The organism is Pseudoalteromonas rubra, from assembly GCF_004212645.1.
GTDB classification, from domain to species: Bacteria; Pseudomonadota; Gammaproteobacteria; order Enterobacterales; family Alteromonadaceae; genus Pseudoalteromonas; species Pseudoalteromonas rubra_G.
In genome coordinates, this window is record NZ_PPUZ01000063.1 from 1 (window position 1) to 5,640 (window position 5,640).

3 protein-coding genes are annotated in these 5,640 nt (G+C 50.8%); 1 reads left to right on the top strand and 2 read right to left on the bottom strand.

Features of this window, described 5'->3' with window-relative positions; translation table 11 throughout:
• Window positions 1-2,672 (top strand): EAL domain-containing protein (locus C3B51_RS19610; protein ID WP_130246140.1); only part of this gene is annotated, 2,672 nt, incomplete at its 5' end.
• A gap of 166 nt (window positions 2,673-2,838) precedes the next feature.
• On the opposite strand, the gene C3B51_RS19615 is transcribed toward C3B51_RS19610, so the two are convergent.
• Window positions 2,839-4,545, bottom strand: coding sequence for an alkaline phosphatase (locus C3B51_RS19615; protein WP_130246141.1), 1,707 nt, complete (start codon window positions 4,543-4,545; stop codon window positions 2,839-2,841).
• Window positions 4,546-4,643: 98 nt separating this feature from the next.
• Window positions 4,644-5,640: cation:proton antiporter (locus C3B51_RS19620; RefSeq protein WP_130246142.1), on the bottom strand; the 997-nt coding region annotated here is incomplete at its 5' end.

The following is a 5,640-nucleotide window of genomic DNA, read 5'->3' on the forward strand; positions in this document are numbered from 1 at the left end:
CCATTGCCGATCGCCCCTACTTTCAGCAGGCAATTGATGAGGGGACTTTTAGTATTGGTGAGTATCAGCATGACAGAAGTATCGACAGTGCCACACTCAACTTTGCCCATCCGGTTTATCAGCATGGTCAGCTGGTGATGGTGATCATTGCCGTTAAACGCTTGTCACACTGGAGCCGTTCACTGTCCAGACTCACGCTGCCTCAGGGCACCCGCGTGATGATTGCCGATCACACCCGTGCGATTGTGGCCGAATACCCTTACAGTACCGAGCCTTTGGGCAGAGCTGTCAGCTCAGACTGGCCAGCGAGTCTGAGCGAGCAGGCGGTGTTACTCAATGACGCCAATGGTCACCACTATGTGTATATTCGCCTGCCCTTACTGGCCGCACGCGGCGAGTTGAGCATCTATTTCGCTTTCCCATTTGAAGCGGCCTGGCAACAAACGCAGCGCCACTTTGCGCTGGTTTTAGGCAGCTTTTTTATCTTGCTGTGCCTGCTTATCTGGCTGGCCCGTTATCGTCTCAACAAAACTCTGCTGCAACCCTTAACGCAATTCAGGCAAGCCATTGCGGCACTGGCACAGGGACGCACACTGGATCTCACCCGCCACACCATGCCACAGGAACTGGCCGTGCTGGGTGAGCATTTTGAAAACATGGCCAAGGTGCGCCTGCAAACCGAGCAACAGTTAACCCATAAACATACTGAACTGCAAACCCTGCTGTCGGCGCTGCCCGACAGCTACCTGCGCGTCGATTCTCAGGGGCAGGTGCTTGCTAAACACGGTAACCTGGTGCAACAAGGCAATACGCTGAGCGAACTGTTTCCACACCATATTCATAAACGGATCCGGGTTGCACTAACACTCCTTAAAGAGCAGCCTCAGCTGCTGCTGGAATATACCCAGGGTGAGAATCAGCAGGGCTATGAAGTACGTGTTCAGGGCATGAGCCACGGCGAAGAAGCCGTAATAGTGATCCGAGATATCAGCCACCGCAAGCGCCAGGAAGAAGCACTGAATCTGGCGGCGCTGGTGTATAACAACTCCAGTGAGGGCATGGTCATTACCGATGCCCATGGCTATATCCTGGATGTTAACCGAGCCTTTGTTGAAGTGACCGGGTTCAGTGCGCAAGAGGCCATTGGAAAAACCACCGCCATTCTCAACTCAGGCAAACACGACCGCGACTTTTACCGCCAGATGTGGCATGCACTCAACGACACCGGACGCTGGCAGGGCGAGATAGTTAACCAACGCAAAAATGGTGAGCTGTATACCGAATGGCTGACCATAGATACGGTTTATGATGAGCAAGGCGCGCCCTACCGCAGAGTCGCCATTTTTACGGACATTACCGACAACAAACGCAAAGATGAGCAACTTTGGCGACAAAGCCACTATGACTCACTGACCGATCTGCCCAACCGAACCAGCCTGAAAAAGCATCTCAATACCTTGCTTGAAACACCTGGCACATCGCTGGCCATTCTGCTGCTGGATCTCGACCATTTTAAGGATATTAACGACACCTTAGGACATTATTATGGCGATCAGCTGCTGGCCCAGGTTGCCAAAGCACTACAATCTCTGGAGCAACCCGGCCTGACGTTATCGCGGATCGGTGGCGATGAGTTTGTGATTATCTGCGAGCACTGCCGCACGCAAGCACACGCCATTTCGCTGGCGGAACGTGTCCTGAAGGTGTTTAAGCAAGACTTCATCCTCGAAGGTGAACACTGTCAGATAGGCGCCAGCATTGGCATTGCGCTTAGCCCCAGAGACGGTGACAGCAGCGAGCTGTTACTGAAGGCCGCCGATCAAGCCATGTATCAGGCAAAAAGCCTGGGCCGCAATGGTTATGCCTGCTTTGACTCGGCTCTGCGCCAGCAAAATGAACAGCGGCTTGTTATGCTCAGAGACATGCGCCAGGCACTAACCGACGCACAATTTGTGATGTACTATCAGCCGATAGTGACCATGCAAACCCGGCAGATCCATAAAGCCGAAGCCCTGATCCGCTGGCAGCACCCAGACAAGGGGATGATCAGCCCGGGCCACTTTATACCCCTTGCTGAGGAAACCCAGCTGATCCACCAACTGGGGGAGTTTGCCTTCCAGCAAACGCTGCAAACCCTCAGCCACCTGCAACAACGCCATGGTACGTTCCAGATCAGTCTGAACGTCTCGCCGGTGCAGTTTAACGCCAAACATACCAGCCTGCTGAAATGGCAAGAACAACTCCACGACGCCAATTTGCAACCCGAAGACGTAGTCATTGAAATCACCGAAGGCCTGATGATGCAAGGAGAAGGCCGCAGTCAGGCGCGCCTTGGCCAGCTGATCCAGCAAGGGTTTTCAATTGCACTGGATGACTTTGGTACCGGTTACTCCTCCCTAGCTTATCTTAAGCAAATGGACACCGACTTTATCAAGATAGACAAACGTTTTGTTGATGGCATTGAGCACAACGAAGACGACCTAGTGCTGTGCGAAACCATGATCATGATGGCACATCAGCTGGGGCTCAAGGTCATTGCTGAGGGCATTGAAACCGCCACGCAGCATGAGCTGCTCAAGCAAGCTGGATGTGATTATGGTCAGGGGTATTTTTATGCCAAGCCTATGAGCTTGGCAGATTTAGAGGCGTTGTTGTCAGAAAAATCACAGTAGCTGCAATAAGTTGACTGCTGTGATCTACGGTAAAGCGTATCCTTAGCCAGTACACACATGACATCCACAAGCTAGGCGAACAAAAAAGGCCACAGCTAAACTGTGGCCCAAATAAGATCGGCAGATCTTTTATGTTAGTTATTATGGATTATCCTTAAAACCTGTCTTACTCAGCCTCTGCCAGGCCTAGCGCTTTGATCATCTTAGTGCCGATGTCGACATGGTGTTGCAGTGTTGAGAACTGCTCAGTCACGCCAGCCGGACCAAACGCGTAAACAGGGACAGGTGCTGCCGTGTGCGTGCCCGTGCCCCATACCACGTTTTGTTGTTTCGCCACGATGCGGCCGACTTTGGCTGTATAGTCTTCAGTGCCATAGACATAGAAGTCAGAGAAGTCATCAAATTTAGGTAGCGGTTCGTTATCGCTGTTATAACCGTTAAATTCATTCATGCGAGCCGCTTCATCAATGCTGACCTCATACGGCGTGTACTTTTTAATGGCATTTTGCCAGTCCTGATCCGTTGAGTTGCTGAAGTCATAGCCACCATTTACATGGCCAATTACATCGTAGAAGGTGCCTTTTTGTGCGTATAGCGTATCCAGCAATTCAAGGCCACCAAAGTTGAACTTAGGCTTATACTGCTTGCCCTGCATGCCATCGCCCGGTAGATCCACACCTACTGGCTTATTGTAGCTTGAGTAACTGAAACCGAAACTGCCCGTTTCGTGGTCAGCAGTCACGACAACCAGAGTATCGGTACGCTCTTTCGCCCACTCATGGACAGCTTCTACCGCTTCATCAAACTTCAGCAGTTCATTAAGCATCCAGCCTGCGTCATTCGCGTGGCCTGCCCAGTCAATCTGACCGCCTTCAATCATCAGGAAGAAGCCGTCTTCGTCTTTAGACAGAATGTCCAGGGCTTTAAGTGTCATCTCTTTCAGAGAAGGCTGAGTACAGCTGTTATTCGCTTTGCAATCTCTGTAAGCAATACCATCTGCCATACCTGACTTCGCAAACAAACCAAGGATTTTGTCACCTTTCAGTGCACTCAGTTGCGCGTTATCAAAGGCAAGTTCGTAGCCATGCTGCTCTTTTGCTTCTACCACAACATTGCGCTGGTCATCTCGTTTTGAGTCTGAATATGACTTCTCAGGCATGCCCAGGGCAGCCAATTGCTGCTTAACTTCAGCCGCTTTTTGCTTAATTTCCTCTGAGGCGTCTTCGGCTTTCGCCGCTTTTAACACTTCAGGTAAAAAGGCACGCGCACCGCCAGAAAGCATGACATCGACCATGCCACTCTCAACCATTTCAACGGCAATTTCCGGCTCGTAAGAGCGGTGAGGCTGGTGTGCCGCAAACGCAGCCGGCGTAGCATGAGTCAGGCGCGTGTCAGAGACCAGACCTGTTGCTTTGCCTGCTTTCTTCGCTTTCTCCAGAATGGTTTCAATTACATAACCCTGGTCGTCCAGACCAATCATTTCAGAGCCAGCGGCTTTACCCGTTGCCAGCTGCGTTGCTGAACAGGCTGAGTCAACAACCAGCTTGCCATTTTCACCATGTGGTGCGTTTAGTGATAGACCCAGATGACCACCCGCAGCAAGTTTAGACAGCGCGGTTTCATTGTTTTTATTGTTATACGTAGAATTGGGTGCACGACGTGCGTACTCTTCAAGTAATCCAACCTGCTGTGCGCCCATACCGTCGCCAATCATCAGGATAACATTCTTCACCTGAGTAACAGGCTTAGGCGCAACTTCAACCTCTTTAACAACCTCAACTTCTTTTATGACTTCTACCGTTTTGGTATCGTCATCATTACATGCGGTCAATAAGACGGCAGATACCGCCACTGCTAATAGCTTTTTTTTCATTGTAGTGTTCCTAAAACGTAATCATCTGAGCCGCGGCACAGTTTAGGGACACTTGATGACTTTTTTATTTCAGCCGGATTACACTTTGTGTTATTGCACTATTGTTTTTTCATCAAAAAAGCGCCAGCCAGATGGCCACTCACCCCAAAGATAAAGATACTCAGCAAGACTGTGGCTGCTGTGATCTTAGTGATCAGCAGGCTATGTGGCAGCTCTGAGCCCAACAGCATCAGGCTCAACACCACCGACGCCAGACCTTTTGGCCCAAACCAGGCCAGCACCACTCGCTCACACCAATTCAGCCGGGTGCCCAGTAACAGTAAGACCACAGGAAAGAAGCGGAATACAGCCACTGCCAACAGAGCATAGGCCCATACCAGCCAGTCAAATGTTGTAAACAGCAGCACGCTGGTGCTGATCCCGAAGATCACCCACAGAATATAAGCCGCCAGATCGGCAATCAGCTCACTTTCTTCGATGAGTTTGTCCTTCAGGGCATCGCGAAAACCATAGTCAAACAACAAGCCACTGATAAACACCGCGATAAAACCGCTGCCACCAGCTAATTGCGTAACGGAGAACACCGCAATGGCAATCCCGATAAACAGAAACGGACTGCTCTTGGCGGCAAAAAAATGATGACGATAGGTCAACTTTATCAGGTAAATGGCGGCAATAGTTAACACTAATGCAACAACCAGTGCAAGGCCGACTTCCTGCAAAAATAGCGCCCCCAAAGAGCACTGCGCGGGCTGCTGGGTATACAGGCTGCTGCTTAGTAAAAACAGAAAAACTGGCACACACAAACCATCGTTCAGGCCACTTTCCACATTAATGGCCTCGCGAAGTTTAGCCGGCACCTGCTTTTGCTGAATAAAGCTCTGACATAAGGCCGCATCGGTTGGTGTCAGCATAATCGCCAGAATAAAACAGCTCAGCCAGGGCAAAGCCAATAGCGCGTGTGCCCCGAGTGCCGCAAACCCCATGGTTAATGGCAGCGCGAGTAACAGTAACAGCGGTAGTTGATAGGAGTGCAGCAGCACTCTGAGACGGGTTTTTGCCGCATCAGAGAACAGAAAAATGGCCAGGATCAAT